Origin of the sequence: Streptomyces sp. NPDC012794 (assembly GCF_042901085.1) — a bacterium.
GTDB lineage: Bacteria > Actinomycetota > Actinomycetes > Streptomycetales > Streptomycetaceae > Streptomyces.
Genome location: NZ_JBIBCI010000004.1, coordinates 190,356 through 217,211, shown reverse-complemented (window position 1 = coordinate 217,211; position 26,856 = coordinate 190,356). Strand labels below are relative to the sequence as shown.

General features: G+C 73.6%; 24 protein-coding genes, 1 pseudogene and 1 riboswitch. Of the genes and pseudogenes, 11 read left to right on the top strand and 14 right to left on the bottom strand.

Annotation, left to right across the window (positions count from 1 at the left end; all coding sequences use genetic code 11):
- Positions 1 to 58: 58 nt before the first annotated feature.
- From ACFY7H_RS09615 to ACFY7H_RS09605, 3 genes are all read right to left on the bottom strand, one after another.
- A complete protein-coding gene (locus ACFY7H_RS09615) occupies positions 59 to 916 on the bottom strand; it encodes a deoxyribonuclease IV (protein WP_388935538.1) in 858 nt (285 codons plus the stop codon).
- 10 nt (positions 917 to 926) lie between these two features.
- Positions 927 to 2,834 carry a Stk1 family PASTA domain-containing Ser/Thr kinase gene (pknB, locus tag ACFY7H_RS09610; protein WP_388935535.1) on the bottom strand — a complete coding sequence of 636 codons (1,908 nt, stop codon included), beginning with the start codon at positions 2,832 to 2,834 and terminating at the stop codon, positions 927 to 929.
- Between the two features lie 652 nt (positions 2,835 to 3,486).
- The gene (locus tag ACFY7H_RS09605; protein ID WP_388935532.1) at positions 3,487 to 3,741 is read right to left on the bottom strand and encodes a hypothetical protein; all 255 of its coding nucleotides are present in this window, start codon (positions 3,739 to 3,741) and stop codon (positions 3,487 to 3,489) included.
- A 245-nt stretch (positions 3,742 to 3,986) separates the two neighbouring features.
- On the opposite strand from ACFY7H_RS09605, the gene ACFY7H_RS09600 reads away from it, so the two are divergent.
- From ACFY7H_RS09600 to ACFY7H_RS09590, 3 genes and pseudogenes are all read left to right on the top strand, one after another.
- Positions 3,987 to 5,234, top strand: coding sequence for a Twin-arginine translocation pathway signal (locus ACFY7H_RS09600; protein ID WP_388935530.1), 1,248 nt, complete (start codon positions 3,987 to 3,989; stop codon positions 5,232 to 5,234).
- 1 nt (position 5,235) lies between these two features.
- Complete coding sequence (locus ACFY7H_RS09595; protein WP_388935528.1) at positions 5,236 to 5,550, top strand: 4a-hydroxytetrahydrobiopterin dehydratase; 315 nt, start codon at positions 5,236 to 5,238, stop codon at positions 5,548 to 5,550.
- 56 nt (positions 5,551 to 5,606) lie between these two features.
- Positions 5,607 to 6,026, top strand: a pseudogene (locus tag ACFY7H_RS09590) (XRE family transcriptional regulator); the annotation flags it as partial.
- 570 nt (positions 6,027 to 6,596) lie between these two features.
- Here ACFY7H_RS09590 and ACFY7H_RS09585 read toward each other — a convergent pair.
- The 3 genes from ACFY7H_RS09585 to thiO all read right to left on the bottom strand — a co-directional run bounded on the left by ACFY7H_RS09585 (position 6,597) and on the right by thiO (position 8,775).
- Positions 6,597 to 7,391, bottom strand: a complete 795-nt coding sequence (locus tag ACFY7H_RS09585) for a thiazole synthase (RefSeq protein ID WP_388935525.1) — start codon at positions 7,389 to 7,391, stop codon at positions 6,597 to 6,599.
- 5 nt (positions 7,392 to 7,396) lie between these two features.
- A complete protein-coding gene (gene thiS, locus ACFY7H_RS09580) occupies positions 7,397 to 7,597 on the bottom strand; it encodes a sulfur carrier protein ThiS (protein ID WP_388935523.1) in 201 nt (66 codons plus the stop codon).
- The gene (gene thiO, locus ACFY7H_RS09575; RefSeq protein WP_388935520.1) at positions 7,594 to 8,775 is read right to left on the bottom strand and encodes a glycine oxidase ThiO; all 1,182 of its coding nucleotides are present in this window, start codon (positions 8,773 to 8,775) and stop codon (positions 7,594 to 7,596) included. Before thiO ends, thiS begins: the two co-directional genes overlap by 4 nt.
- A riboswitch (TPP riboswitch) is annotated at positions 8,773 to 8,885 on the bottom strand. Its footprint overlaps the gene before it by 3 nt.
- Before the next feature lie 114 nt (positions 8,886 to 8,999).
- On the opposite strand from thiO, the gene ACFY7H_RS09570 reads away from it, so the two are divergent.
- The 5 genes from ACFY7H_RS09570 (at position 9,000) to ACFY7H_RS09550 (ending at position 13,335) form a co-directional block, all read left to right on the top strand.
- Positions 9,000 to 10,220 (top strand): NAD(P)/FAD-dependent oxidoreductase, encoded by a 1,221-nt coding sequence (locus tag ACFY7H_RS09570; protein WP_388935517.1) that lies wholly within the window; start codon positions 9,000 to 9,002, stop codon positions 10,218 to 10,220.
- 112 nt (positions 10,221 to 10,332) lie between these two features.
- Positions 10,333 to 10,698 carry an Rv2175c family DNA-binding protein gene (locus tag ACFY7H_RS09565; RefSeq protein WP_267035306.1) on the top strand — a complete coding sequence of 122 codons (366 nt, stop codon included), beginning with the start codon at positions 10,333 to 10,335 and terminating at the stop codon, positions 10,696 to 10,698.
- 69 nt (positions 10,699 to 10,767) lie between these two features.
- On the top strand, positions 10,768 to 11,406 hold the full coding sequence (gene thiE, locus ACFY7H_RS09560) for a thiamine phosphate synthase (protein WP_388935513.1): 639 nt from the start codon (positions 10,768 to 10,770) through the stop codon (positions 11,404 to 11,406).
- A gap of 79 nt (positions 11,407 to 11,485) precedes the next feature.
- Positions 11,486 to 12,400 (top strand): methylenetetrahydrofolate reductase [NAD(P)H], encoded by a 915-nt coding sequence (gene metF / locus ACFY7H_RS09555; protein WP_388935510.1) that lies wholly within the window; start codon positions 11,486 to 11,488, stop codon positions 12,398 to 12,400.
- 50 nt (positions 12,401 to 12,450) lie between these two features.
- On the top strand, positions 12,451 to 13,335 hold the full coding sequence (locus tag ACFY7H_RS09550; RefSeq protein WP_388935507.1) for a hypothetical protein: 885 nt from the start codon (positions 12,451 to 12,453) through the stop codon (positions 13,333 to 13,335).
- Positions 13,336 to 13,375: 40 nt separating this feature from the next.
- Here ACFY7H_RS09550 and ACFY7H_RS09545 read toward each other — a convergent pair whose 3' ends face one another.
- From ACFY7H_RS09545 to ACFY7H_RS09525, 5 genes are all read right to left on the bottom strand, one after another.
- Positions 13,376 to 14,809 (bottom strand): phytoene desaturase family protein, encoded by a 1,434-nt coding sequence (locus ACFY7H_RS09545; protein WP_388935504.1) that lies wholly within the window; start codon positions 14,807 to 14,809, stop codon positions 13,376 to 13,378.
- A gap of 31 nt (positions 14,810 to 14,840) precedes the next feature.
- Positions 14,841 to 15,467 carry a DUF4126 domain-containing protein gene (locus tag ACFY7H_RS09540; protein WP_388935502.1) on the bottom strand — a complete coding sequence of 209 codons (627 nt, stop codon included), beginning with the start codon at positions 15,465 to 15,467 and terminating at the stop codon, positions 14,841 to 14,843.
- Positions 15,468 to 15,568: 101 nt separating this feature from the next.
- Positions 15,569 to 15,970: a DUF3040 domain-containing protein gene (locus ACFY7H_RS09535; protein ID WP_388935499.1), complete on the bottom strand. Its 402-nt coding sequence runs from the start codon at positions 15,968 to 15,970 to the stop codon at positions 15,569 to 15,571.
- A gap of 308 nt (positions 15,971 to 16,278) precedes the next feature.
- Positions 16,279 to 17,037 (bottom strand): methyltransferase, encoded by a 759-nt coding sequence (locus ACFY7H_RS09530; protein WP_388935496.1) that lies wholly within the window; start codon positions 17,035 to 17,037, stop codon positions 16,279 to 16,281.
- Positions 17,038 to 17,111: 74 nt separating this feature from the next.
- Complete coding sequence (locus tag ACFY7H_RS09525; RefSeq protein WP_388935493.1) at positions 17,112 to 17,594, bottom strand: SAV_6107 family HEPN domain-containing protein; 483 nt, start codon at positions 17,592 to 17,594, stop codon at positions 17,112 to 17,114.
- 283 nt (positions 17,595 to 17,877) lie between these two features.
- On the opposite strand from ACFY7H_RS09525, the gene ACFY7H_RS09520 reads away from it, so the two are divergent.
- From ACFY7H_RS09520 to ACFY7H_RS09510, 3 genes are read left to right on the top strand one after another with little or no spacing between them, the layout of a single operon-like run.
- Positions 17,878 to 18,957, top strand: a complete 1,080-nt coding sequence (locus ACFY7H_RS09520) for an ATP-binding cassette domain-containing protein (protein WP_388935490.1) — start codon at positions 17,878 to 17,880, stop codon at positions 18,955 to 18,957.
- Entirely contained in the window at positions 18,929 to 21,022 is a 2,094-nt protein-coding gene (locus tag ACFY7H_RS09515; protein WP_388935486.1) for a YhgE/Pip family protein, read from the top strand. The genes ACFY7H_RS09520 and ACFY7H_RS09515 overlap by 29 nt, the downstream gene beginning before the upstream one ends.
- Before the next feature lie 28 nt (positions 21,023 to 21,050).
- Entirely contained in the window at positions 21,051 to 21,677 is a 627-nt protein-coding gene (locus ACFY7H_RS09510; RefSeq protein WP_388935483.1) for a TetR/AcrR family transcriptional regulator, read from the top strand.
- A 275-nt stretch (positions 21,678 to 21,952) separates the two neighbouring features.
- Here the strand turns inward: ACFY7H_RS09510 and ACFY7H_RS09505 are convergent, their stop codons facing one another.
- From ACFY7H_RS09505 to ACFY7H_RS09495, 3 genes are read right to left on the bottom strand one after another with little or no spacing between them, the layout of a single operon-like run.
- On the bottom strand, positions 21,953 to 24,439 hold the full coding sequence (locus ACFY7H_RS09505; RefSeq protein WP_388935479.1) for a transglutaminaseTgpA domain-containing protein: 2,487 nt from the start codon (positions 24,437 to 24,439) through the stop codon (positions 21,953 to 21,955).
- The gene (locus ACFY7H_RS09500; RefSeq protein ID WP_388935476.1) at positions 24,436 to 25,803 is read right to left on the bottom strand and encodes a DUF58 domain-containing protein; all 1,368 of its coding nucleotides are present in this window, start codon (positions 25,801 to 25,803) and stop codon (positions 24,436 to 24,438) included. The genes ACFY7H_RS09505 and ACFY7H_RS09500 overlap by 4 nt, the downstream gene beginning before the upstream one ends.
- Complete coding sequence (locus ACFY7H_RS09495; RefSeq protein ID WP_388935473.1) at positions 25,803 to 26,813, bottom strand: AAA family ATPase; 1,011 nt, start codon at positions 26,811 to 26,813, stop codon at positions 25,803 to 25,805. Before ACFY7H_RS09495 ends, ACFY7H_RS09500 begins: the two co-directional genes overlap by 1 nt.
- Between the last annotated feature and the right edge of the window lie 43 nt (positions 26,814 to 26,856).

The following is a 26,856-nucleotide window of genomic DNA, read 5'->3' as shown; positions in this document are numbered from 1 at the left end:
GTCGATATGACAGAACCGTATACCCCTAGGGGGTATTCCTCAACAGATCTTCAGCGTGTCAGTGCAGGTCGCGGAGCTCCTTCAGCAGCGCCACGTCGGCCGCGTGCCCCTCTTTGCCGCCCGGCGTCTCGATGATCAGCGGTACGCCGTCCGTCTCCGGGTGCGAGAACAGCTCGGCGAAGGAGTCCCGGCCGATGTGGCCCTGGCCGATGTTGGCGTGCCGGTCCTTGTGGGCGCCGACGCCCTCCTTGGAGTCGTTGGCGTGGATCAGCTTCAGCCGGCCCCCGCCCACCGTCTCCACCAGCAGGTCCAGCGTCTGCTTCGTGCCGCCGGGCTCCGCCAGGTCGTGCCCGGCCGCGAAGATGTGGCAGGTGTCCAGGCAGATGCCGAGCTTCGGGTGGTGGTCGAGGGCGTCGAAGTACGGGCCGAAGTCCCAGGTGCGCGAGCACAGGGAGGAGCCCTGCCCCGCCGTGGACTCCAGCAGCAGGAAGGGGTCGTCCTCGTGCGTCAGCTCGTCCAGCAGCGGCAGCATGTGCTCCCTGACCTGCGCGTACGCGGCCTCGCGCGGCCGGCCCCCGGTCGCCGAGCCGGTGTGCACGACCACACCGAGCGCGCCGATCTCCCGGGCCCGGCGCAGCGAGTGCCGCAGGGAATCCACCGACTTCTCGACGGTCGCCGCGGTGTGGGAGCCGAAGTTGATCAGGTACGGGGCGTGCACGTACGCCGGGACCGACTCCTCGGCGCACTGGACGCGGAACAGCTCGTCCTGCGCCGGGTTCCCGGTCGGGGTGGCCCAGCCGCGGGGATTGGCGACGAAGACCTGGACGGCCTCGGCGCCCATCTCCCGGGCGTACGTGAGGCCGACCGAAGCCAGCCCGCCGGCGACGGGGACGTGCCCGCCCACGGGATTGCGCATCACTGACGGCTCAGAGCCCCTTGGTCTTGACGGTGATCGTGCTGCCCTCGGGGGCGCTCTGGCCGGCGGGCACCGACTGGGTGTCCACCGTGCTGCTGAAGGACAGGAAGGGGCGCTCCACCTTCACCTTGAAGCCCAGGGCCTCCAGGGTCTTGCGGGCGACGTCCACGTCCTGGCCGGTGACGCTCGGGACCTGGACCTGGCGGGGGCCCTTGGACAGGGTCAGGGTGACCGTGTCGCCCGCGGCGGCCTGGGTGCCGGCTGCGGCCGACTGGTTGGCCACCGTACCGGCGGGGGAGGGGGAGTTGACCTGGTCGGCGGCCGTCTCCACCTTCAGGCCGAGCGCCTCCAGCGCGGCCCTGGCCTGGTCGACGGGCTTGCCGGTGACGCTCGGGACCGGCACGGGGCGGCCCTTGCTGACCAGCAGCGCGACCGCGGTGTCGGGGGCCCGCTTCTGGCCGCCCGCCGGGTCGGTGCTGATCACCGAGCCCTGGGCGACGTCCTGGCTGAAGGCCTGGGTGACGATGCCGGGTGCCAGCCCCGCCTTCGTCAGCTCCTCCTTGGCCGCCTCCAGCGGCCTGCCCTTGAGGTCGGGCACGCTGACCACCTCGGGGCCCCGCGAGACGACGATGACGACCGCGTCGTTGCCGCGGATCTGCTTGCCGCCGCCGGGACTCGTCTCCATGACCGTGCCCCGGTCGAAGGCCTCGCTGAACTTCCGGTCGACCTTCTTGACGCCCAGGCCGGCCGCGGAAAGCTCCGCCCGGGCCTGCGCCTCCGTCTTGCCGAGGAGGTTCGGGACCTTGGTGAACTGGCCGGAGTTGATGTACCAGACGCCGCCGCCGATGCCGAGGGCGAGCAGGATCCCGGCGACGACGAGGAAGATCCCGCGCCGGGGCGCCCGCCGGGGCGGGGCGGCCGGAGCCCGCTCCGGAGCCGGCGGGCGCTCCAGGCGGGAGGTGTGGTGCACCGGCCGGCTCTGCTCCACCGGCCGCGGGATCACGCTGGTGCGGTCCTCGGCGGCGGACCGCTCCTGCGCCCGCGCCTGCGGCGGTACGGCGTCCAGCTCGGCCTCGCTGAGCCGCGCCCGGGCCTCCCGGGCGAGGCCGAGCAGGGCGGCGGCGTCGTACGGGCGCAGCTCGGGGCCGCGGGCGGCGGCGTGCGCGACCAGCTCGTCGAGCGCGGCGGGCAGGCCGGGGACGGCGGCGGACGGGGCCGGGACGTCCTCGTTGAGGTGCTGGTAGAGGACCTGGGCGGCGGTGCCGCCGGTGTGCGGCTTGGAGCCGGTGAGCATCTCGTACAGGACGACACCGCAGGCGTAGACGTCGACGCGGGTGTCGGTGACCCCGTCCTCGATCTGCTCGGGCGCGAGGTAGGAGACGGTGCCGAGGATCGAGCCGGTGGTGTTGGTGGCCGAGTCCACGGAGCGGACCAGGCCGAAGTCGGCGACCTTGACGCTGCCGTCGTCGCCGATCAGCACGTTCTCGGGCTTCATGTCCCGGTGGACGAACCCGGCCCGGTGGGCGGTGCCGAGGGCGGCGAGGACCGGTTCCAGGATGTCGAGCGCGGCCCGCGGCTGGAGCGCGCCGCGCTCGCGCAGGACGTCGCGCAGGGTGCAGCCGGAGACGTACTCCATGGCCAGGTAGGTGTACGGCCCGTCCGTGCCCTGGTCGAAGACGGCGACGACGTTGGGGTGGGCGAGGCGCGCCACGGACTTCGCCTCGCGGATGAAGCGGTCGACGAAAACGGCGTCGGCGGCGAGGTCCGGGTGCATGATCTTGAGCGCGAGGACCCGGTCGAGGCGGGTGTCGACGGCCCGGTAGACCGTTGCCATGCCACCGGCCGCGATGCGGGCGTCTACGCGGTAGCGGCCGTCGAGCACGCGCCCGACGATGGGGTCATCCAGGGTCGTATCCACCCGGCGATTCTACGAGCCGGTGAGTTTGCGCCGTCCCGGGTGTCCACGCTTGCAGCGCAGCCGTGACATCTGGTGGTGGGGCGGGGGTGTACGGGGCCTGCGGCGCGGGCCTGCCGTCTCCCCCGCGAGGGGTGGGGGCGGGGTCGGCGGCTGCCCACCCGCCTCCCCGTCTGCCGGCCGGCGGGTGGGGGAGCGGGTCCCCTGGGCGGTGTCGGGGCTGGTTTGGGGGTTTCCCGTCAGTCCCATCGTCCTTCCGGTTCGTGCCGGCCCGTCAAGGGCGCTCACTTCGTTCGCGTCACTGCGTGATCGCCTCCGGCGACCCTTGACAGCCCGTCCCGCCCCGGAAAGACAAGGACTGCCGGGAACCCCCCAAAAGAACGGCACGGGGCAGGAATGGGAGGGGCGGGTGTCTCAGTGATCGGGCGAGGCGCCGGGGGCCGGCCCGCCGGGCATCCGGGCCCGCATGGTCGTGTTTCCGAGCCGGGGCCCGGCAACCTGCACCACATGTTGACCGGATGCCCCTGCGGAGTCCCCAGACGCAGCAGATCGCTACGCGCTCCTCATTTCTCGGCGTCCGGCGGCCGCCTTGGGCTGATACCTGCACCACATGTTGATCAGAGCGGCGCGGAAAGCGGACAGGCGCGTGAGATCGCTACGTGCTCCTCGGGACTCGGCGGGTGGCGGCCGTCGTGGGCTGGTCGTGGGCGGGTTCGACGTTGGTCACGGCGGTGGTGAACTCGCGGCCGGAGGCGCCTCGGATGTAGGCGAGCTCCATCCAGCGCTCGATGCCGGTGTCGGAGACGTTCTCGTTGATCACCGCCATCAGCACCCCCTCGGTACCGGATGCGATGTCGCGGACACGGCGGCGGAGGAGGCGGTGGGGAACGTATTCGTACTGCTCATTCATCGTCCTGCTCCGCTTCCTCGGCTGCGCTGCGCAGGAACCTCTCCCACCCCCCTGCCGCGCGGGCGATGAGCCCGGGGCTGGGGTGACAGCATCCCTGCGACTTGGGTTGGTCTTCTACGCTGTTCGTCGTCATGCGGAGATGATGAGCGGGCAGGCGCAAAGGCAGACAGGCCGCCGTGTGGCCATCGGTGGCCATGTGGCGGCCACAGGAGCGGATGGGTGCAATGACGCCGCAAGCTGGGCCCATGAGCCAACGCAATGACGCACTGCGGGCGGCGAGACTGCGCGCCGGCTGGCGCTCCATGGATCAGGCGGCGAAGAACCTGTCCGAGCATGGGCGGCAGCTTCTAGACGACCGGCACTTCGAGGTGTCGCCGCGCACTTGGCGGCGATGGGAAGGCGAGCGGCCGGGTTGGCCTCCGGAGGAGACCGCGATCGTGCTGCACGATGCGCTGGGCCGATGGCCCGAGGATCTGGGATTCACCGTGCCCGCTGGATGGATTCGGCCCGAGGCCCGTCAAGAGGAAGACGTGAACAGAAGACAGTTCGTCTCGGTCACTGCCGCCGCCCTCGTTCCCGGGCCGATGTCGCGCCAGCACGTGGACCCGGCGCTCATCGACTACTTCGAGCAGCAGCTTGAAGGGCATTACCGAGCCGACATGTATCTCGGCCCTCACGACCTGATCGGGACCGTCAGCGCGCAGTACCAGTTGATCGACAAGTTGATCCGTTCCGCGAAGGGTGAGGTGCGCCAAGGCCTTCTGCGGGTGGGGACCGCCTACGCCGCGCTCGTCGGCTGGCTGTACCAGGACGCGGGCGATCTCGGTGCCGCTGCCTTCTGGCGCGGTATCACGCAGGAGATGGCGGTCCGTTCCCGTGACCCTCAGCTCATCGGTTACAGCCTCGTCAACCAGGCGCATGTACGGACGGACCTGAGCGACGGGTACGGCGTGATCGACCTCTGCGAGGCCGCCCTGGACGTGGCAGACGGGCTCCTGCCCAAGGTCCGCGTGATGGCCATGCAGCAACAGGCCCACGGCGCCAGCCTGACCGGTGACCGGACCACAGTGGATCGACTCATCGACACCGCCGACGGGCTGCTGTCCGGCGTTGCCGACGACCTCCCTTGGGGCAACGCCTGCCGTAGAACGCCGGGCTACCTGGAGGTCCAGCGCGCCACCTGCTACGGGCGACTCGGCCTCGGCAAGGAAGCGGACGCACTCTGGGCACAGGTCCTCAATAGCGTGCCCACAAGCGCAAGGCGGGACCGTGGTGTCTACCTCGCCCGGCACGCCACCTCCGCCGCGACCGCCCGGGAACCCGATCACGCGGTGGAGATCGCCCGCGAAGCCGTCAGCATCGCCGTCGAAACCCGGTCCGCACGCATGGTCCGTGAACTACTCGCCCTGGAGCGGGCCATGCGCCCGTGGCACGATGCACCCGTAGGCCGGGACCTCACCGAGATCCTGGCGCCGGTTGGCATGGGGAGCTGACATGGGTGTACCGATGGTCCTGACCGACGAGCAGATCACCGAAAAGCTGGCCGGCCTGCCGGGCTGGGAACGCAAGGGCGACGAGATCACGCGCACCTACGCGATCCGATACCACGCCGCCGTGGCGGCCATCGTCACCATCGCCGACCGGTCTAGGCGCATTCAGCACCACGCAGACCTCGATCTGCGGATCGACCACCTGCGGGCAACCATCACCACCCACGACGCCGGATACCGCCTCACCGCAGCGGACTTCGACCTCGCCCACCGCATCGACGCGATCGTCGCCGCCCACCAGTCCCTCCCCTTGGACTGATCCGGACGGTCGTCGGACAAAAAAGATGGGAGGCCACTGTGGCCGCAGACGGGGGTGAGGAGACGTTCTCGGGGGTGTGGCTCAGCCGCTACGAGTTCTTCTCTTCGAGCCGGGACGCTTCGTACGAGGGCAAGCACTACGTAGTGATCGTTCAGCACGGGAACCGGCTGACCGTCCAGAGCCTGCCCGGGGCGAGCAGCAACCCGGACAGCCCGCTCACACTGGATCTCACCGTCGACCGCAATGTGGTCACGGGCACCTGGGTCGAGCAGACCGCCGCAGACGGCTACTACAACGGGGCCCGCTACCACGGGGCCATCCAACTCCTGGTCGAGCCGACCGGACGCCGCATGACCGGCAAGTGGGTCGGCTTCGGCAAGGACTTCGACGTCAATACCGGTCCCTGGGAACTGCGGCTGGTGGACCGGACCACGACCAAGGCAACACTGGAGAGGTACAGCCGGCCTCCGGAATGATCCGACCGGGCGTGCCTGACACCGCTTCCCGCGCTGCTCCGGTCGCCATTTGGTGCCGGTATCAGCCCAAGACGGCCGTCGGCCGCCGAGATCAGAGCAGCGCGTAGCGATCTGGCGCGCCTGTCCGCTTCCCTCGTTGTCCTCATCCACCTCTGGTGCGGGTATCGGCCCCGGACGGTCGTCGGACGCCATGCCGAGAGGAGCGCGTAGCGATCTGACGCGCCTGGAGGCTCCGCAGGTCGTTCTGGTCAACCTCTCGTGCGGGTAGCCGCGCCCGGGTTCGGAAGCATGGATCGCAGGGTTCGGATGCCCGGCGGGCCGGCCCCCGGCCCGTCGTCTCATCGCTGAGGGACCCGCCCCTCCCCTTCTCCTGCCCCGTGACCGTTCTTTGGGGGGTTCCCGGCAGTCCTTGTCTTTCCGGGGCGGGACGGGCTGTCAAGGGTCGCCGGAGGCGATCACGCAGTGACGCGAACGAAGTGAGCGCCCTTGACGGGCCGGCACGACACGGAAGGACGATGGGACTGACGGGAACCCCCCAAACCGGCTCTGATCCGGCCAAAGGGGCTACTGCTAGAACGCCGGGCGCTCCGGGTCCAGGGCCGCGCGGCCCTCCGTCGGGGACGAGGCCTCCGCGAAGCGGCGTTGGGGGATGCGGCCCGCGCGGTGGGCCAGGCGGCCCGCCGAGACGGCGTCGCGCATCGCCGCCGCCATCAGGACCGGCCGCTGCGCACGCGTCACCGCCGAGGCGAGCATCACCCCCGCGCAGCCCAGCTCCATCGCCAGGGCCGCGTCGGAGGCCGTTCCCGCGCCCGCGTCGAGGATCACCGGGACCCCGGCGCGCTCGACGATCAGCTCGAAGTTGTGCGGGTTGCGGATGCCCATGCCCGAGCCGATCGGGGAGCCCAGCGGCATGATCGCCGCGCAGCCCACGTCCTCCAGCTTCCGCGCGAGGACCGGGTCGTCGTTGGTGTACGGGAGGACCGTGAAGCCCTCGTCGACCAGGACCTCGGCGGCGTCCAGCAGCTCGACGCCGTCGGGCAGCAGGGTGCGCTCGTCCGCGACGACCTCCAGCTTGATCCAGTCCGTGCCCAGTGCCTCCCGCGCCAGCCGGGCCGTGAGCACGGCCTCGCCGGCGGTGAAGCAGCCCGCGGTGTTGGGCAGGACGGCGATGCCCAGCCGGTTCAGCACGGAGAGCACCGAGCCCTGCACGGTGGGGTCGAGGCGGCGCATGGCCACGGTGGTCAGCTCGGTGCCGGAGGCGACCAGGGCGCGTTCCAGGACGTCCAGGCTCGGGGCCCCGCCCGTGCCCATGATCAGCCGGGAGGAGAAGGTCCGGCCGCCCAGGGTGAAGACGTCGTCAGCCATGGTGGTCAGCCTCCCTGGACCGCGGTGAGGATCTCGATCCGGTCGCCCTCGTCCACCCGCGTCGCCCGCCACTGCCCGCGCGGGACGACGGTCTCGTTGAGCGCGGCGGCCACGCCCGAGGGGGCCGTGGTGAGGGTGGCGACCACCGCGTCGAGGGTGGTGCCGGCCGCGACCTCGCGCGGCTCGCCGTTGACGGAGATGGTCATACGAGGGACTCCTGACGCGTGGAGGAGAAGCGGCGCGGGCTGAAGGGTCGGGCGACCTCCGGCACGGAGCCGGTGGTCAGCAGTTCCTCCATCACGTCGCCGGTCAGCGGGGTCAGCAGCACCCCGTTGCGGTAGTGCCCGGTGGCCAGGTGCAGGCCGGGCAGGTCGGTCGGGCCGAGCAGCGGCGCATTGTCGGGGGAGCCGGGGCGCAGCCCCGCCCGGGTCTCGACCAGCGGGAGCTCTGTGATGCCGGGTACCAGCTCGTGGGCGTCGCGCAGCAGCTCGTACACCCCGCCCGCGGTCACCGTGGTGTCCCAGCCGAGTTCCTCGCTGGTGGCGCCGACGACGAGTTCGCCGTTCTCGCGCGGCACAAGGTAGACGTGGCTGCCGCGTACGACGGCCCGTACCGTCCGGGACAGGAACGGGGCGCACGCGGGCGGTACGGCCAGCCGCAGCACCTGCCCCTTCACCGGCCGTACGGGCGGGCGCGCCTCGGCCGGTACGCCGGCCAGCCGGCCGCTGAGCGAGCCCGCGGCGAGCACCACCTGGCCGGCGCGCAGCTCCGTACCGTCGTCGAGCAGTGCTCCGGCGGCCCGGTCGGCGGTGACGAGCAGCCGTTCCGCGCGGGCCCGGTGGATGGCGACGCCGGCCCGCCCGCAGGCGGCCAGCAGGGCGGCGGCGAGCCGGCGGGGGTCGACCTGGTGGTCCCCGTCGACGCGCAGCCCGCCGCGTACGCCGGGGGCGAGCATCGGTTCCAGACGGCGGCACTCGCGGCCGGTGAGCCACTCCGACTCCAGGCCGCAGCGGCGCTGGAGGGCGTGCAGCTCCCGCAGGTGGAGCCGGTCGTCGGCGTCGAGGGCGACGGCGAGGGTGCCGCAGGCCCGGTAGCCGAGGTCCATGCCGCCGCTGGCTTCGGTGAGCTCGGCGGCGAACTGCGGGTAGCGGGCGGCGGAGGCGAGGTTGAGCCCGAGCAGGGTCTCCTCGCCGTAGTGCAGCTCGGTGACGGCGGCCAGCATGCCGGCGGCGACCCGGGCGGCGCCGCCGCCGGGGTCCGGGTCGGCCAGCGCGGTGCGCAGCCCGCGCCGGGCCGCCCGCCAGGCCGTGACCAGGCCGATGATGCCGCCCCCGATGACGAGGACGTCGGATCCCCCGGCGGATCCCTTCCGAGATGAGTGCATGGGCGTCCAGCCCCTCCCTTCGCCGGCATGACCCGGATCAGGTTCGTACGGTCGGAGGCCGGCCAGCCTCCCTCTCAGCCCGGTGCGCCCGGACTCCCGCGATAGGTACGGTGGCCAGACTAAACCCCGCGGCCGGAGCCGGGTAAGGCTGCCTCCCCGGCGTCCGCCCGCCGGTCCCCCTCCCCCTGTTCCTGATGGGCCGTCAGTTCACTAGGCTGGGCCGCGTGAGTGAGCAGACGGAACAGACGAACCCCGGCGTCGTGATCGTGGGTGCCGGAATGGCCGGCGTGCAGACCGCCGTGGCCCTGCGCGAACAGGGTTACGAGGGCCCCGTGACCCTGCTGGGCGCCGAACCCCACCAGCCCTACGACCGCCCCCCGCTCTCCAAGGCGGTGCTCCTCGGCAAGGCCGAGGACTCCGCGTTCGAGGTCGACTTCGAGGACCTGCGCATCGGCCTGCGCCTCGGCACCGAGGTCACCGGGCTGCGGCCGGAGGCCCGCGAGGTCGACACCGAGGCCGGCCCGGTCCCGTACGAGGTCCTCGTGCTGGCCTGCGGCGCCCGCCCGCTGACCCTGCCCGGCACCGAGGGCGTCCCCGGCGTCCACCTGCTGCGCACCCTCGACGACGCCGCCCGGCTGCGCCCGGTGCTGGCCGCCGCCCCCGCGACCGTGGTGGTCGGGGCGGGCTGGATCGGCGCCGAGTTCGCCACCGCGGCCCGCGAGGCCGGCTGCGCCGTCACCGTGGTCGAGGCCGCCGGCCGGGTGCTGGCGGGAGCCCTGCCCGCCGAGGTCGCCGAGCCGATGGGCCGCTGGTACGCCGAGGCCGGTGCCGGCCTGATCACCGGCGCGAAGGTCGCGGGGATCGAGGAGGGCCGGGTCCTGCTGGCCGACGGCCGCGAGCTGCCCGCCGGGGCGGTGGTCGTCGGCATCGGAGCCCGGCCCGCCACCGACTGGCTCGCAGGCACCGGGATCGAGCTCGGCCCCGACGGATCCGTCACCGCGGACGCGTACCTGCGCACCTCCGTCCCCGGCGTGTACGCCGTCGGCGACTGCTCCTCCTTCCCGTCGGCCCGCTACGGGCGGCGGCTGCTGGTCCACCACTGGGACAACGCCCTCCAGGGCCCCCGGGCCGTCGCGGCGAACATCCTCGCGGCGGAACCCGTCCAGGCCTATGACCCCGTGCCGTACTTCTGGTCCGAGCAGTTCGGCCGCTTCGTCCAGTACGCCGGCCATCACGGCGACGCCGACACCCTGCTGTGGCGCGGTGACCCGGCCGGCCCCGCCTGGTCCGTGTGCTGGCTGCGCGGGGGCGCGCTGGTGGCCGTCCTGGCCGTGGGCCGCCCCCGGGACCTGGCGCAGGGCCGCAAGCTGATCGAGACCGCCGCGCCCGTGGACCCGTCCAAGGTCGCGGACCCTGCCGTTCCGCTGAAATCGGCCCTGCTCTGACGGCTCCCGGGCCCTGCCGGGCCGCCTGCCGGGCCCCGATCCGGCGGCCGCCCGGCCCCGGACGGACGGGGCCAGGTACCGGCGGCCCGTCCGAAGTGGCAGGCTTGTCCCCGTGACCGAGATTGACGCAAAGATCGATGCCCTCGTCCCCTCCTGGCTGTACCTCCCCGACATCGCGGAGATGCTCGACATCGAGGTGACCCGGGTCCGCCAGATGGTCAAGGAAGGGCAGCTGATCGCCGTACGCCGGGGCGAGAACCGTGCCCTGCAGGTTCCGGCGCAGTTCATCGACGGCGACAAGGTCGTCAAGGGCCTCGTCGGGCTGCTGACCGTACTGCGGGACGACCGCTTCTCCGACGAGGAGATGCTGGAGTGGCTCTTCACCGAGGATCCGACCCTGCCGGGCACCCCCGTGCAGGCGCTGCGCGAGAATCGCGGCACGGAGGTCAAGCGCCGCGCCCAGGCGCTCGCCCTCTGACCGGCTGATCCACCGGTGTGCGGGCCGACCCCGTCGGCCCGCACACCCCACCACCACGGGGGGAATCCCATGCAGCAGCTGTCCGACGCCCGGCTCTACCTGTGCACGGACGCGCGCAAGCGGCAGGGTGACCTCCCCGAGTTCCTCGACGCGGTCCTGGCCGGCGGCGTCGACATCGTCCAGCTCCGCGACAAGGGCATGGAGGCGGGCGAGGAGCTCGAACACCTCCAGGTCTTCGCCGAGGCCGCCCGCCGCCACGGCAAGCTCCTCGCCGTCAACGACCGCGCCGACGTCGCGCACGCCATCGGCTCCGACGTCCTGCACCTCGGCCAGGGCGACATCCCCGTCCCCGCCGCCCGCGCCGTCCTCGGCGGCCGGGTCCTGATCGGCCGCTCCTGCCACGCCGAGTCCGAGGTGGACGCCGCCGTCGCCGAGCCCGGCGTGGACTACTTCTGCACCGGCCCCTGCTGGCCCACCCCCACCAAGCCCGGCCGCCACGCCCCCGGACTCGACCTCGTCCGGTACGCGGCCTCCCTCGCCCAGGACCGCCCCTGGTTCGCGATCGGCGGCATCGACGCCGGCAACCTGGACGAGGTCCTGGACGCCGGCGCCACCCGCGTCGTGGTCGTCCGGGCCCTCACCGAGGCCTCCGACCCCGGCGCCGCGGCCGCCGAACTCGCCAAGAGGGTTCGCGCCCGCCTCGGGTGACGCTGGAGCGGCGTCCAAAAAGCTGTCCAGGTCGTGGACAGCGCTTCGGCGTCCGCCGGGCCCCGTCTAACCTGCCCGTATGGCCCTTGGTACCGCTTCCACCTGGTCGGACCGTGCACACACGGTCCGCGACCTCATCGCGTCCGGAGCCTCGTACTCCTTCGAGTTCTGGGCTCCCAAGACCGAGAAGGGCGAGCGCAACCTCTGGAACGCGCTCCGCAGGATCGAGGCGGTCTCCCCGAGCTTCGTCTCCGTCACGTACGGGGCCGGCGGCTCCACCCGTGGCGGCACCGTCCGAGCCACCCAGCAGATCGCCTCCGACACCACCCTGACGCCCGTCGCGCACCTGACGGCGGTGGACCACTCCGTCGCCGAGCTGCGCCACGTCATCGGCCAGTTCGCCGACGCCGGCATCCGCAACATGCTCGCCCTGCGCGGCGACCCGCCCGGCGACCCCATGGGCCCCTGGGTCAGGCACCCGGAGGGCGTGGACTACGCGGCCGACCTGGTGCGCCTGCTCAAGGAGTCCGGCGACTTCTGCGTCGGCGTCGCCGCCTTCCCCGAGATGCACCCGCGCTCCGAGGACTGGGACACGGACATCCGGCACTTCGTGGACAAGTGCCGCGCCGGCGCGGACTACGCCATCACCCAGATGTTCTTCGATCCGGAGAATTATCTGCGGCTGCGCGACAGCGTCGCCAAGGCGGGCTGCGAGACCCCGATCATCCCCGAGGTCATGCCCGTTGTCGGTATCAAGCAGCTCGACCGGCTGCCGCAGCTGAGCACCGCCGTCTTCCCCGACGCCGTGAAAGAGCGCATGCTCGCCGTCAAGGACGACCCGGCCGCTGTACGCTCCATTGGCATCGAGTTCGCCACGGAGTTCTGCGCGCGGCTGCTGTCCGAGGGTGTCCCGGGACTGCACTTCATCACGCTGAACAATTCCACGGCGACTCTCGAGATCTACGAGAACCTGGGCCTGCACCAGCGGGCCTGACCGGCCGTCTCCCCTTCCCGCGCGGGCGGCCGTACCGAGAGGGGCCTTGCATGGGAATGACGGTCCTCTACATCGCGTTCGGCATCGTCGCGTTGTGGCTGCTTGCCGAGGTCCTGATGCAGTACAAGGCCCGGCTGCGCTGGCGCCTGCTGGCCTTCACCGGCTTCGCCGGAGTGGTGGCCGGAGTGGTACTGCCGTCGGTGCTCGTGATCGCCGCCGGCGCGACCGCCTTCGCCGTCGGCCAGACCCTGGTCACGCTCTCCTTCCGGAAGGGCTTCGTGGCCGGCTGGGCGCTGCGCCGGGGCGGGCGGCCCGCACCGGACGCGGCTTCGGGCAGACGCCGCCGCTCCGGGAGCGGACCGCGCCCGGAGCCGGCACTGGAGGTCACCGGGCTGGAGTACGCCGACCAGGGCCGGGGACCGGGCGAGGACCCGGGCTCCGAGGACGCGGTGTTCACCCCGCAGCCGGTGCCCGAGGAGACCGGCTCGTACGGGATACAGAGCTTCGTCCCCCAGCAGCCGCAGCAGGCCCAGCAGCCCGGCGCCGAGACCCCCTTCGCCTCGCCGTTCACCACGGCCGAGCAGGACGCCCACCAGTACGCGGCCTACTACGACCAGCAGCAGGGCCAGGGCGGCTACGACTACCCCGGCACCTACCCCCAGGGCGAGCAGCAGGTCTACGCCGCCTACTCGGACCCGTACATCGGCACCGGCGGCGAGGTCTCCCCGGCCCCGCCCTACGACGGCGCGGCCTACCCGCCCTACGGCGACCCCGCCCAGCAGCAGTACTCCATGGACACCCCGCCCGGCGGGGTGTGGGTCCCGCAGCAGCGCGCCACCGACGCCGCGCCGCAGCCCTACCCGGAGCAGGACCCGCAGCAGGAGTACCCGTACCCGTACCCCGGCAACGGGGAGTACGGCCAGTACCGCCACTGACGGGCACTCGGCCCCGGCCCCGGCCCCGGCGGGCCGGGGCTCACTGCGAGCCGCGGAACCCGGCCCCCTCCACGATCAGCCCGGCCACCAGGGCCCCCGTCATCCCGGCGTGCGCGAGCCCGCCGCCGGGGTGCGCCCAGCCGCCCGCGAGGTACAGCCCGGGCAGCGCCGTCGTGTTGGCCGGGTACAGCAGCCGGCCCCCGTCCCCCGGCAGCGCGGGCGGCGGCACCGAGCCGCCGAGGGCACCCGTGGCGGCCTCCACGTCCCGCGGGGTGCGCACCTCCTGCCACAGCAGCCGCTCGCGCAGCCCGGGGACGGCCCGGGCGGCGAGGTCCAGCAGCTCCTCCGGGTCCGGGACGGGCGCCCCGCCCGCGGGCCCGCACACGGCGCTCACGGTGACCGCCTCGTGGTCCGGGTCCGGCCGGGTGGCGGGGTCGTCCGGGCGCAGCACCGTGACCAGCCGGACGCCGGCGGGGTCCGGGGAGTGCACCAGGGTGCGGTGGACGGCGTCCGCCGGGCGGGCGCCCCGCAGCGCCAGCAGCAGGGTCAGCCGGCCGGGAACCTCCGTGCCCCGGGCCGGTACGCCGCCGGGCGGGCGGGGCACCGAGGCGCTCGGCAGCTGCCTCGGGTCGATGCCGCAGACGACGTGGTCGGCGGCGGCCTCGGTGCCGTCGGCCAGCCCCACCCCGGCCGCCCGGCCGTCCCGGCTCAGCACCGAGCGGACGGCGGCGCCGAAGACGAACTCCACCTTCCGCTCCCGGCAGCGCTCGTAGACGGCGGTGGCCAGCTCGCGCATGCCGCCCCGGACGTACCAGCTGCCGAAGGTCTGCTCCATATAGGGCAGCGCGGCCGCCGCGGCGGGCGTCGCGTCCGGGTCCAGCCCGTACGCCAGGACCCGGCCCGCCAGCAGCTCGCCGAGCCGGCCGCCCAGCTCGCGCCGGGCCACCTCGGCCAGCGTCGGCGGGCGGCGGCGCAGCAGACCGCTGCCGCGCAGCGCCGGGTACGGGTCGCGGCCGAGTACCTGCCAGTCGGGGCGCAGGGGCTCCTCCAGCAGCGGGCGGCGGGTGGCGTCCCAGGTGTCGCGGGCCCGCCCCAGCAGGGCGTTCCAGCGCTCGCCCGCGCCCGCGCCGAAGGCCGCGTCGAGGGCGGCGGCGACCCCGCCCCGGGAGGTGCCGGGGAGGGTGACGGCGATGCCGTCCAGCACGTGCCGGACGGCGGGGTCCAGCTGTACCGTGCCGACGCGGTCCTCCAGGGGCCGCTTGCCGGTCTTCACGAACAGGTCGCGGTAGACGGCGGGCAGGTGCAGCAGCCCGGGTCCGGTGTCGAAGGCGAAGCCGTCGCGTTCGTACCGGCCGACGGAGCCCCCGTAGGTGGACCCGCGCTCGTACACCGTCACCTGGTGCCCCGCCACGGCCAGCCGGGCCGCCGTCGCCATCGCGCCCATGCCGGCGCCGATCACCGCAATTCTCGCCATACCGCTGAGCCTATCGAGCCAGGCCCGCAGGTCAGCCGGGTGGTGCTCCGCCCACGGCCCGGGTGGTTGCGGCCAGCCGCTTCTCCTCGCGGCGCTGGGCCCGCCGCCGTCGGAAGCGGCGGATCCGGCTCCAGAGGTAGACCAACAGGACCAGGCCGATGAGCAGCAGGACGGCGGCGATGACGGCGGCCGCCCGGGGGTTGAACATCGCGAAGGTGACGACGCCGCCCACGCCCAGGTCCTCGGCGGTGCTCAGCACGATGTTGCTGAACGGTTCGGGCGAGGTGTTGACCGCCATCCGGGTGCCGGCCTTGACGAAATGGCTGGCCAGCGCCGTGGAACCGCCGACGGCACCCGCGGCGAGGTCGGAGAGCGAGCCGCTCTGCCCGGCCAGGAGGGCGCCGACGACCGCTCCTGAGACGGGCCGGATCACGGTGTGGACGGTGTCCCACAGGGAGTCCACGTACGGGATCTTGTCGGCCACGGACTCGCACAGGAACAGCACGCCCGCGACGACGAGGACGTCGGTGCGCTGGAGCGAGGCGGGGACCTCGTCGGACAGTCCGGTCGCGCCGAAGACGCCGAGCAGGAGGATCACGGCGTAGGCGTTGATCCCGCTGGCCCAGCCGCTGGTGAAGACCAGGGGGAGCACACTCATCTGATCAGCATGCCGCAGAGCGGCCGATCAGGGCGGGGGAAACGGCGAGGGGACGGCCGCGCTCTCGCGGACGTCCCCTCACCGGCGGAGTCTGTGCGGGGCTACTGCCCCTGCTCGTCACGGCGGCGCTGCCACCGTTCCTCGATACGGGTCATCATCGACCGACGCTGCCGGTTGCGGCCGTGGGCCGAACCGCCGGCACTTCCGGAGACGGGCTGTTCGCCAGGCTTGGGGGCCTTGCGCCAACCGGTGACCACGAGGACCGTACAGGCCAGCATGACGAGGAATCCCACCACGCTGATCCAGAGCACTTCCTGCCAGATCACACCAGTCATGAGGAGCGCGATACCCACCACAATGCCTACGACTGCCTGGTAGACCCGTCGCCGGGTGTACGTGCGCAGTCCACTGCCCTCAAGCGCTGTCGCGAACTTGGGGTCTTCGGCGTACAGCGCTCGCTCCATCTGCTCGAGCATGCGCTGCTCGTGCTCCGAGAGCGGCACGGGAGTCCTCCTCATCCGTCGGTCGCGGGGGGTAGCGACCAGGGGTCCCCTTCAGGATAGGCGGGGAATCGCCCCCGTGATACCCGCCCTCTACGCCACATTCTGCAAACCACCGTGCCGGGCAAGTCCTGAGTGCCGGACCCGGTGCCGAACGGGTGCTTCGAACGTACCGACGCCAAGGCGGGCGGCCATTGAGGCGCTTATTCCCCAATGGGCGGTCCGTCATGCCGACCGGTGCACCCGATCATACGTGTCGGCGCGCCGGTTGGGAGGGGATCCGCCGGAGCCCGGTCGAGCAAGCCCGCAGATCAGGCGGGCTTCTCGCCCAGGACGTGCAGCTGCGTGGCCACCGCGTGGAAGGCGGGCAGCTCGGCGGCGGCCTCCTCCAGCCGCAGCAGCGCCTCGACCGCGCCGGGCTCGGTGTCCACCAACACCCCGGGGACCAGGTCGGCGAAGATCCGCACGCCGTGGACCGCGCCGACCGCCAGGCCGGCGTCGCCGGCCAGCGCGCTCAGCTGTTCGGCGGTGAAGCGGCGCGGCACCGGGTCGCCGGAGCCCCAGCGCCCGGCCGGGTCGGTGAGGGCGGTGCGGGCCTCGGTGAAGTGCCCGGCCAGCGCCCGCGCCAGCACGGCTCCGCCGACGCCGGCGCCGAGCAGGCTGAGGATGCCGCCGGGGCGCAGGGCGGCGACGGCGTTGGCCACGCCCTCGGCGGGGTCGTCCACGTACTCCAGCACGCCGTGGCAGAGCACCACGTCGTACGCGTCGCGCTCGACGACGTCCAGCAGGCCCTGGGCGTCGCCCTGGACCCCGCGCACGAGATCGGCGACACCGGCCTCGGAGACCCGGCGCTCCAGCCCGAACAGCGCGTTCGGGCTGGGGTCGACCACGGTCACCCGGTGGCCCAGCCGGGCCACCGGCACGGCGAACTTGCCCGTGCCGCCGCCGGTGTCCAGCACCTCGAGCGCTTCCCGCCCGGTCGCCTTCACCCGGCGGTCGAGGGCCTCCTTGAGGACCTCCCACACCACGGCGGTGCGGAGGGAAGCACGGGGGCGGGAAGTGTCCGACACGGCTGATGACTCCTCGGCGCGTAAGGGGTGGGGAGGTGCTTGCCCCACCCTATTGCCTCAGCCGACCGCGCAGCTCATCCGGCGTTCGGACGCTCCGGACGAGGCTGCGGCAGCGCCTGCGCCACGGGCTGCAGCGCGAGCATCCGCTCCACCAGCCGCAGGAACATCCCCGCCTCCCGTACGAGGTCGTCCGCGTCCCGGCTGCTCGCCGCGTCCCGTATCCCGGCCTCGGCCCGGGCCCGCCGGGCCGCACCCGACGCGAACAGCGCGCTCCACTCGGTCAGCTCCGGCGCTATCTCCGGCAGCACCTCCCACGCGCTGCGGATCCGCGGCCTCCGCCGGCGTCCGGCCGGCTCGGGCCGCCCGCGCGCGGCGAGCACGGCCGCGGCGGCGCGCAGCGCCGCCAGGTGTGCGGTGGCGTACCGCTCGTTGGGCCGGGGCAGCAGGGCCGCCTCGGCCAGGCCGTCGCGGGCCTTGGCGAGCAGTTCGAGGGCGGCCGGCGGTGCGGACGCCCTGCGCGGGACGGGGTGGACAGGGGACGGGGACGGTGTGGCCATGACGAACCTCCTGTCGTTGCGTGGTGCTCGGCGGTGCGGCTGTTTTCCGTTCGTGGGTCCATCGTGACGGGGGCCACTGACAATCGCGTTGACCTGCGCATTCACCGTGAAACCCGGACGGGACGGGCATGGGTGGCCCCGGCGCGGGCACGCGGGTGAGGGAGGGCCAGGACCTGTGACGGGCCGCCGGGTTCCCGCCAAAAAGCGCCGCCCGCCGGGCACGCGGGCCTGACGCCTGCTAACTTTTGAACTGACCAGTCAGTTCAAAAGGAGGGGGAGCGGCGTGAACAGCCCGCACGGCGCCGCCGTCAAGGCCGAGGGCTTCGGACTCAAGGGCCCGCGCGGCTGGGTGTTCCGGGGGGTGGGGATCGAAGCGGCCCCCGGATCGCTCATCGCGCTCGAAGGACCCTCCGGCAGCGGCCGGACCTGCCTGCTCCTCGCCCTCACCGGACGGATGAAGGCCACCGAGGGCCACGCCGAGATCGGCCGCCACCGGCTGCCGAAGAAGATGGCCGCGGTCCGCCGGATCACCGCCCTCGGCCCCGTCCCCGGGGTCAACGACCTCGACCAGGCCCTCACCGTCGCCGAGCAGCTGCGCGAGGGAGCCATGCTCCAGCGGCGCTACGACGCCCCCCTGCGCTCCCTGCTGCGCCCGCGCGGCGACCGCCGCGCCGCCGCCCGGGCCCGGATCGACGAGGCCCTGGCCGCCGTCGGGCTGGACCTCTCCGCCCTGCCGAAGGGCGAGCGGACCTCCGTACGCGACCTGGAGCGCCTGGAGGCCGTACGGCTGTCCCTGGCCATCGCCCTGCTGGGCGGCCCCCGGCTGCTGGCCCTGGACGACCTCGACATCAAGCTCTCGGACGCCGAACGCGCGCAGGCCTGGGCCCTGCTGCGCTCGGTCGCCGACCGCGGGACCACCGTCCTCGCGGTGTGCAGCGAGGCCCCCGAGGGCGTGACGGTGCTGCGCACGGGCGCGGAGCCGGACACGGCGGAGCCCGTGGGCCCGCCACCGCGGGCGGGCGGGGGCACCGGGAAGGCCGCGCCCGGTCCCGCGGGGGCGGCCGTGGGGCACGCCGACGGTCCGAAGATCACCTGGGGCCTGCCCGCCGGCACGACCCCGGGCAACGACACGGACCCCGACGGGGACGGCGACGCCCAGGCCGAGGAGACCGGCATCGGCACCGGGGCCGGCACCGAGGGCGAGAAGCCCGGCACCGAGGCCGAGAAGCCCGGCACCGAGGCCGAGAAGCCCGGCACCGAGCCCGACGCCGAAGAGCCCGGCACCGAGCCCGCCGCCGGCACCGACACCGACGAAGACACGAAGGGGGCGGACGATGCGCTCGCCGAAACTGGCCGCGCTTGAGCTGAAGCGGTTCGGGCGGGGGAAGCTGCCCCGGGCCGCCCTCGTCGCGCTGCTCCTGCTGCCCCTGCTCTACGGGGCCCTGTACCTCTGGTCCTTCTGGGACCCGTACAAGCGCCTCGACAGGGTGCCCGTCGCCCTCGTCAACGCCGACCAGGGCACCACCGTGGACGGCAAGCGCCTCGACGCCGGCGGTGAGATCACCCGCAAACTGCGCGAGAGCAAGACCTTCGACTGGCGCGAGGTCAGCGCCGCCGAAGCGGCCAAGGGCCTGGAGAACGGGAAGTACTACCTCTCCCTGACCATGCCCGCCGACTTCAGCAGGAACATCGCCTCCAGCGGCGGCGACGACCCCACCACCGGGGCCCTCCAGGTCCGCACGAACGACGCCAACAACTACATCGTCGGCTCGATCTCGCGCACCGTCTTCTCCGAGGTCCGCTCGGCGGCGTCCACCAACGCCTCCCGCGGTTTCCTCGACAAGATCTTCATCTCCTTCTCCGACCTGCACGACAAGACCGCCGAGGCCGCCGACGGCGCCGCCCAGCTCAAGGACGGCGCGGGCAAGGCCCAGCAGGGCGCGAAGGAACTCGCCGACGGCCTCGACACGGCCAAGGAGAAGTCCGGCGAGCTCACCGGCGGCCTGAAGAAGCTCAACGAGGCGGCCGGCAAGCTGGAGACCGGCTCCCGGCAGGTCGCGGACGGCACCCAGAAGGTCGCCGACGTGGTCAACGGCGCGGCCGACAAGGCCCGCCCCTTCGTCAAGGACCCCAAGAACCTGGCGGACACCGCCAAGCTCGTCGCCGACAGCGCCAAGGTCGTCAACAACCACCTCGCCAAGGCCGTCGAGAAGGCCCCGGCCGCCGCCGCCCGGACCAAGGCGGTCGCCACCGGCCTGGACTCGTACTACACCAAGGTGTGCGCGACCCCCGGCGCCGCGCCCCTCGCGGCCTCCTGCCCCGAGCTGAAGCAGATCAAGGACAACGCGGCCGAGGCCGCCCTGCTCGCCGGCGACGCGAGCACCGTCCTCGGGAACTCCAGCGGCGACATCACCAAGCTCCGCACACAGCTGACCGACCTGGAGAACAAGGCCCGCGAACTCGCCACCAAGGCCCCCGGCCTCGCGGGCGACCTCGACGCCGCCGTCACCAAGGCCAACGCCCTCAACGACGGCGCCCACAAGGTCGCCGCCGGCATGGTCGAGCTGCACAAGGGCATCGGCACCGCCGCGGGCGGCTCCGGCAAGCTGGGCGAAGGCGTCGGCAAGCTCGGCGACGGCGCCCACACCCTGGGCGGCGGCATGTTCAAGCTCGTCGACGGCAGCGGCCGGCTCGCCGACGGCCTGCACGAGGGCGTCGACAAGATCCCGGACTACGACCAGCGGCAGCGCGACGCCCGTACGGAGGTCATGGCCGACCCGGTCCAGCTCGCCAACCAGGCCCTGCACAAGGCGCCCAACTACGGCACCGGCTTCGCCCCGTACTTCATCCCGCTGTCCCTGTGGGTCGGCGCGATGGTCGCCTACATGCTGATCGCGCCCATGAACAAGCGGGCACTGGCCGCCGGCGCCTCGCCCTGGCGGATCGCCGTCGCGGGCTGGCTGCCCGTGGCCGGCCTCGGCGCCGCGCAGGTGGGCGCGCTGATGTCCGTACTGCACTGGGCCCCGGGCCTCGGGCTGAAGATGGCCCACCCGGCCCTGACCATCGGCTTCCTGGTCCTGGTCACCGCCTGCTTCGCGGCGATCATCCAGTGGCTGAACGCCAAGTTCGGCGCGGCCGGCCGCATCCTGGTCCTCGCCGTCCTGATGCTCCAGCTCACCTCGGCCGGCGGCACGTACCCCATCCAGACCAGCCCGGACTTCTTCAACGACGTCCACCCGTACCTGCCGATGTCCTACGTCGTCGAGGGCCTGCGCCGCCTCATCACCGGCGGCGACCTCACCCCGGTGTGGCAGGGCTGCGCGGTCCTGGTGGCCTTCACGGCCGGGGCACTGGCCCTCACCGCGCTCGCCGCCCGCGGCAAGCAGGTGTGGACGATGGACCGACTGCACCCCGAACTGAGCCTGTAAGGGGCTGTGACCTGTGAGAATCAGCGCCATGGAAAGCAGTAGCACCACCGCGGGCGGCGCCCGGCGGCAGGCCACGCGGCAGAAGCTGTACGAGGCGGCCGTCACGCTCATCGCCGAACAGGGCTTCTCCGCGACCACGGTGGACGAGATCGCCGAACGGGCCGGCGTGGCCAAGGGCACCGTCTACTACAACTTCGCGAGCAAGACCGAGCTGTTCGAGGAGCTGCTGCGGCACGGGGTGGGTCTGCTGACCGCCTCGCTGCGGGCGGCGGCGGACGGGACCGAGGCGCGCGGCGGCAGCCGGATCGAGGCCCTCGACGCGATGATCCGCGCCGGCCTGGTCTTCATCGACCGCTATCCGGCCTTCACCCAGCTGTACGTCGCCGAACTCTGGCGCACCAACCGCGCCTGGCAGTCCACCCTGATGGTGGTGCGGGGCGAAGCCGTCGCGGTCGTCGAGTCGGTACTGCGGGAGGGCGTGGAACGCGGGGAGCTCAGCGCCGAGATCGACGTGCCGCTGACCGCGGCCGCACTGGTCGGGATGGTGCTGGTGGCCGCGCTGGACTGGCAGGCCTTCCAGAGCGAGCGCTCCCTGGACGACGTCCACTCGGCGCTGTCGCTGCTGCTCCGGGGACGGGTCAGCGGAAGCCGCTGACCCCCGGTCGGCGGTGCCGCCCGGGGGCCGGACCGGCGTAGAACTGAGTATCCGTACCTAGGCGAACAGATGAGTATGCGTACGGATGGGCTCCCACCTGCGCAGACAGCAGACTGGAGCCACGGACGGGGCCTCGGCCCGCACCGCGGACACGGGGCCGCGGAGCGGACCGGGTCCCTGGCCGTGAGCGGTACGGCGAACGCCGGTGCGTTCGGACTCGGGGGGAACGAGTCCGAACGCACCGGCGTCCGTCATTTCCTGCCGCGGGCTCCCGCTCAGCCGCGGCCCCGCAGCGGGATCAGCAAGCGGATCCGGGCCGTGAGGGCCGCCGTCCGCGCGGACAGCGCCGCCGCCCGGGCCGAGGCGGCGGCGGTCACGCGCGCCGCCGACCGGGGGAGCAGCAGCGCGCGCAGCCGGGCCCGGCGCCCGAGGGCGGCCAGCAGGGCCGTGCGGGCCAGGCGGACGTCGTCGGCCAGCCGCGGGTACGGGACGTCCGCGCCGGGCGGGGCGTACAGCGTCCGCTCCACCGCGTCCGCGACCCGGTGCACCGCCCGCGCGGGCTCCCCGTCGAGCCGGCCCAGGACCACGACCCGGCTCGCGGCCTGACGCGGCGACAGCGCCCCGTCGGGCGGGATGCCCACGTCCCAGGCCGAGTCGCCCAGCTCCCGCCAGGCGGCCAGCACCCCGGGGGAGGACCCCGGCGGGACGGCCGGGGCCCCGGGGGACGACGGCCCGCGCGCGGTCCCCCGCGGGGAGGCCAGCCGCCGCTCGCGGACACGCCGGCGCCACAGCAGCGGCAGCAGCGGCAGCCCGAGGACCACCAGCGCGCCGGCGGTCCAGCCGAGGACCGCGCCGACCGGTACACCGCTGGACCCGGTGCCGGTGTCCTGCGGGGCGGCCGGTACGCCGCACTCGCCGAGCTTCTTCAGCTCCGGCGGGCACGCCTCGGCCTGCGAGGGCATGGGCGCCGGCGCCGACGCGGACGCCGAGGGCAGCGCGGACGGCGCGGACGGCTGCGGCGCCGGGGCCTCGGTGCGGCTGTAGTCCGGCAGCGAGATGCCGGCCCGGGGCGTCGGCTCGAAGCGGGTCCACCCCACGCCCTCGAAGTACAGCTCGGGCCACGCGTGCGCGTCCCGCATCGAGACGTTCACGCTGCCGTCGGCCTGCTTCTCGCCCGGGGTGAAACCGACCGCCACCCGCGCCGGGATGCCCAGGGAGCGGGACATCGCCGCCATCGAGAAGGCGAAGTGGACGCAGAAGCCCTCCTTGTCCGCCAGGAAGCGGGCGATGGCCTGCGAGCCCGTCCCCGAGGACACCTTGGTGTCGTAGCGGAAGCCGCCGTTCACCGCGAAGAAGTCCTGGAGCCGCACGGCCCGCGTGTAGTCGTCCCGCGCGCCCTGGGTGACCCGCCGGGCCGTCTCCGCCACCACCGGCGGCAGGTTGTCCGGGAGCCTCGTGTACTCCTCCCGCACCGCCGGGTTCGGGGCGGGCGCGGCCTGGAGCTGCGCCGCCGTGGGCCGCAGCAGCAGGCTCCGTACGGTGTACTGCGCGCCCTGCACGTTCTGGAAGCGGTCCTTGGCCAGCTGGTCGCCGACCAGGGTCCGGCCGGCCGGCTCGTACCGCCACTTGCCGGCGATGTCGATCTGCGTCGCCGGGTACGGCATCGGCAGGTAGCGCTGGGCGTACGTCTGCGCCGCCGAGACGGAGGTGCGTACCTCGGACGCGCTCTCGCGCACCCGGTCGCTCAGCCCCGACGGGGTCGGCAGCCGCTCCGGCACGTCCGTCAGCGGGCGCCCGGAGGCCTCCCACTTGACGCCGTTGAACTCGTCCAGCGCCAGGATCCGCAGGTACTGCTCGCCGAGCTGCGGGCTGTCCGTGCGGTACCTCAGCACGACCCGGTTGTCCTGCGCGTTCAGGCTGCTCTGCAGCGAGACCAGCGGGTTCACCGCCGAGATCGTGCCGCCGCCCCGGCCCGCCGCGCCCGAGTCGTCGCCCGGGGCGCCCAGCAGCCCGCCGCCGAGGGAGGGCAGTACGGCCGGCACCGCCACGGCCACGCCGAGCGCGACCACGCCGATCCGGCGCCCGGTGCGCACGGGCGCCACGGCCCGGCCGCCGCCCGCGCCGCCCCCGTACCCGGAGGCCGCCGAGACGCGCGTGCCCGGGGCGCCGCCGAAGACCCGGCCCCACTGGGCCAGCCGGTCGCGCCCCTCCGACAGCAGCAGCATCAGGTAGCCCGCCCCGGCCAGCAGGAAGGCGAACCAGGATCCGCCCTGGCCCGTCGCCAGCCCGGCCGCGACCGAGTACAGCGCCAGCAGCGGCAGCCCGGCGGCCGCGGAGGTCCGCAGCGTCACGGCGAGCACGTCCACCAGCAGCCCGATCAGCAGCACCCCGGCGAGCAGCAGCAGCCGGATGCCGTCGGTGAGGGGGGCCGGTATGGCGAACTCGCTCACGTCCCGCACGCCCTGCTGGAACAGGGCCCCGAAGTCGGTGACCAGGAAGGACAGCGGCCCGCCCCCGGTGGTTCCGGCCTTCCCCGCGAAGAGGAAGGCGAGCACCAGCAGCGACACCAGCAGCTGCGCCGCCACGGTCAGCGACCGCGCCAGCGGCACCCGCCGGGCGCCGGCCCCCACCGCGGACTGCACCCCGAGCAGCGCCGCCGCCTGGAGCAGCCAGCCCGTGGACTCCACCAGCGGCGCCAGCGACCAGGAGGTCAGCAGCGTCGCCAGCATTGCGAAGAGCGTCACCCGCGTGCGCCCGCTCATGCCCGGCCTCCGGAGTTCTCGGGGCCGAGGGGAGCGTTCCCGGCCTGCCGCCACAGTTCGGCGAAGGCGGCGCCGGGCGGGACGGCCAGCGCCGTCCAGCCCGCGTCCCGCAGCCTGCGCAGCCGCTCCTCCGCCCGAGAGGGCGCTCCGGTCCAGGCCGCGGAATCCAGTACGAACGCCACCGCGCCCGCGCTGCGCTGCCGCATCCGGGCCGCCATCTCGGTCTGTTCGCCGTCGAGGTCGCCGAAGAAGGCGATGAGCAGGCCGTCGCCGCCGGAGGAGGCGGGGCCGGCTCCGCCGGTGCGGACCGCGTCGTAGGCGCGGCCCAGCCCGCTCCCGTCGGAGTGCCCGACGACCGCGAGGGTGTCCATCAGCAGCCCCGCCGCCTCGGCGGATTCCGGGCCGCCCGAGGAGAAGCCGCCACCGCCCCCGCCGCCCTCGCCGGGCACGCGGTCGCCGGTGTCGGTGATCAGCCGCACCGCGAACCCCTGCTCCAGGACGTGCAGCAGGGTGGAGGCGGCGGCCGACACCGCCCACTCGAAGGCGGAGTCGGGGCCCGCGCCGGCGTACGCCGTGTCGCGGGTGTCCAGCAGGACGGTGGCCCTGCTGCGCTGGGGCTGTTCCTCGCGGCGCACCATCAGCTCGCCGTAGCGGGCGGTGGAGCGCCAGTGGACCCGGCGCAGGTCGTCGCCGCGCCGGTAGGTGCGCGGGATCACGTCGTCGTCCCCGGCCAGCGCGAGCGAGCGGCGGCTGCCGTCGCCGTAGCCGCCCGCCTCGCCGGTCATCCGGACCGGGGGCAGGGGCTGGGTGCGCGGGACGACGGTGAGGGTGTCGTACGCGGTGAAGGAGCGGGTCAGCTCGACCAGCCCGAAGGGGTCGGTCAGGCGCAGCTGGAGGGGGCCGAGGGGGTAGCGGCCGCGCAGGTCGGAACGGACCCGGTACGACACCTCGCGGCGCCCGCCGGACTCCACCCGGTCCAGTACGAAGCGGGGCCGCGGCCCCAGCACGTACGGCACCCGGTCCTGGAGCATCAGCAGTCCCGTGGGCACCCGGGAGACGTTCTCCAGCCGGAGCTGGACGCGGGCCTCCCCGCCGGCGGGCACCCGCGGCGGGGTCAGGCGCCGGCTCGCGGTGACCCGGTGGCGGGTGCGGTGCAGGGCGAGGACGCAGATCAGGGGCAGGGCGACGAGCAGCAGCCCGACCCGCAGGAGCTGGCCCTGGCCCAGGACGTACGCGCAGACGGCGGCGGCGGTCCCGGCGGCCAGGAACGAGCGGCCCCGGGTGGTCAGCCCCGCGAACGAGGCGCGCAGCCCCCCGGCTTCCCTCACCTGCCCGCCGGCGCCGTGCGGGGCACCGGCGCTCATCAGAAGCCCCGCAGGCCCGCGCCGGGCGGCATCTCGCCGCGCGCGTGCGCGGCGGGGACGGGGGTGCGCTGGAGGATGTCGTGGACGACCTGCTCGGCGGTGCGCCGGTTCAGCTGGGCCTGCGCGGTGGGCAGCAGCCGGTGCGCGAGGACGGGCGCGGCCAGCTGCTGCACGTCGTCGGGCAGGACGTAGTCCCGGCCGGACAGGGCGGCGGAGGCCTTGACGGCGCGCAGCAGGTGCAGGGTGGCGCGGGGCGAGGCGCCCAGCCGCAGCTCCGGGTGGCTGCGGGTCGCGGAGACCAGGTCGACCACGTAGCGGCGTACGGGCGCGGCGACGTACACCTCGCGGACGGCTTCGATCAGCTTGACCACGTCGTGGGCGTGCGCGACGGCGGTGAGGTCGTCGAGCGGGGAGAGCCCGCCGTGCACGTCGAGCATCTGGAGCTCGGCCTCGGGGCTGGGGTAGCCGACGGAGACGCGTGCCATGAAGCGGTCGCGCTGGGCCTCGGGGAGGGGGTAGGTGCCCTCCATCTCGACCGGGTTCTGGGTGGCGACAACCATGAACGGGCTGGGCAGGGCGTAGGTGGTGCCGTCGATGGTGACCTGGCGCTCCTCCATCGACTCCAGCAGCGCGGACTGGGTCTTGGGGGAGGCGCGGTTGATCTCGTCGCCGATGACGATCTGCGCGAAGATGGCGCCGGGCTTGAACTCGAACTCGCGGCGCTGCTGGTCGTAGATGCTGACGCCGGTGATGTCCGAGGGCAGCAGGTCCGGCGTGAACTGGATGCGCTGGACCGAGCAGTCGATGGACTTGGCGAGCGTCTTGGCCAGCATCGTCTTGCCGACGCCGGGGACGTCCTCGATCAGGAGGTGTCCTTCGGCCAGCAGCACGGTCAGCGCGATCCGTACGACCTCGGGCTTGCCCTCGATCACGCTCTCGACCGACCGGCGGACCCGCTCGGCCGTGCTGGTCAGATCAGCGAGGCTCGCTCGGTCGTCGTACGTGGTCACCTGGTTCTCCTCGGCCCTTTCCCGGGGCCGACGCTGTTGGCGC

Excerpts from the sequence above, each read along its gene's own strand:
- ACFY7H_RS09615 (WP_388935538.1), bottom strand. The coding sequence starts at position 916 with ATGCGCAATCCCGTGGGCGGGCACGTCCCCGTCGCCGGCGGGCTGGCT.
- ACFY7H_RS09605 (WP_388935532.1), bottom strand. The coding sequence starts at position 3,741 with ATGAATGAGCAGTACGAATACGTTCCCCACCGCCTCCTCCGCCGCCGT.
- ACFY7H_RS09600 (WP_388935530.1), top strand. The coding sequence starts at position 3,987 with ATGAGCCAACGCAATGACGCACTGCGGGCGGCGAGACTGCGCGCCGGC.
- ACFY7H_RS09595 (WP_388935528.1), top strand. The coding sequence starts at position 5,236 with ATGGGTGTACCGATGGTCCTGACCGACGAGCAGATCACCGAAAAGCTG.
- ACFY7H_RS09585 (WP_388935525.1), bottom strand. The coding sequence starts at position 7,391 with ATGGCTGACGACGTCTTCACCCTGGGCGGCCGGACCTTCTCCTCCCGG.
- thiS (WP_388935523.1), bottom strand. The coding sequence starts at position 7,597 with ATGACCATCTCCGTCAACGGCGAGCCGCGCGAGGTCGCGGCCGGCACC.
- thiO (WP_388935520.1), bottom strand. The coding sequence starts at position 8,775 with ATGCACTCATCTCGGAAGGGATCCGCCGGGGGATCCGACGTCCTCGTC.
- thiE (WP_388935513.1), top strand. The coding sequence starts at position 10,768 with ATGCAGCAGCTGTCCGACGCCCGGCTCTACCTGTGCACGGACGCGCGC.
- metF (WP_388935510.1), top strand. The coding sequence starts at position 11,486 with ATGGCCCTTGGTACCGCTTCCACCTGGTCGGACCGTGCACACACGGTC.
- ACFY7H_RS09550 (WP_388935507.1), top strand. The coding sequence starts at position 12,451 with ATGGGAATGACGGTCCTCTACATCGCGTTCGGCATCGTCGCGTTGTGG.
- ACFY7H_RS09545 (WP_388935504.1), bottom strand. The coding sequence starts at position 14,809 with ATGGCGAGAATTGCGGTGATCGGCGCCGGCATGGGCGCGATGGCGACG.
- ACFY7H_RS09540 (WP_388935502.1), bottom strand. The coding sequence starts at position 15,467 with ATGAGTGTGCTCCCCCTGGTCTTCACCAGCGGCTGGGCCAGCGGGATC.
- ACFY7H_RS09525 (WP_388935493.1), bottom strand. The coding sequence starts at position 17,594 with ATGGCCACACCGTCCCCGTCCCCTGTCCACCCCGTCCCGCGCAGGGCG.
- ACFY7H_RS09515 (WP_388935486.1), top strand. The coding sequence starts at position 18,929 with ATGCGCTCGCCGAAACTGGCCGCGCTTGAGCTGAAGCGGTTCGGGCGG.
- ACFY7H_RS09510 (WP_388935483.1), top strand. The coding sequence starts at position 21,051 with ATGGAAAGCAGTAGCACCACCGCGGGCGGCGCCCGGCGGCAGGCCACG.
- ACFY7H_RS09505 (WP_388935479.1), bottom strand. The coding sequence starts at position 24,439 with ATGAGCGGGCGCACGCGGGTGACGCTCTTCGCAATGCTGGCGACGCTG.
- ACFY7H_RS09500 (WP_388935476.1), bottom strand. The coding sequence starts at position 25,803 with ATGAGCGCCGGTGCCCCGCACGGCGCCGGCGGGCAGGTGAGGGAAGCC.